Consider the following 250-nt stretch of genomic DNA (forward strand, 5'->3'; position numbering starts at 1 on the left):
ACCATCGGTAATGCCCGGCCAGCAGAACTTGCCATCCTCCAGCCGCTTGGCGAACAAGCATACGCCCGTGCCGTCGAAGTAGACGAGCTTGATGCGGTCGGCGCGCTTGGCCCGGAACACGTAGACCGCGCCCGAGAACGGATCCGCGCCCATCGCCTCGCGCACGAGCGCTGCCAGACCTTCCGCTCCCTTGCGGAAATCGACCGGCTTCGTCGCCACCATGACCTTGACCGCTCCCGCTGGCCCGATC

1 protein-coding gene is annotated in these 250 nt (G+C 66.4%); it reads right to left on the bottom strand.

Annotated elements, in window-relative coordinates:
• A partial coding sequence (gene tnpB / locus AU465_RS32730) for an IS66 family insertion sequence element accessory protein TnpB (RefSeq protein ID WP_246506618.1) occupies positions 1-222 on the bottom strand: 222 nt, incomplete at its 3' end.
• Positions 223-250: the final 28 nt, after the last annotated feature.

The organism is Mesorhizobium silamurunense (assembly GCF_014843905.1).
Lineage (GTDB): Bacteria > Pseudomonadota > Alphaproteobacteria > Rhizobiales > Rhizobiaceae > Mesorhizobium > Mesorhizobium silamurunense.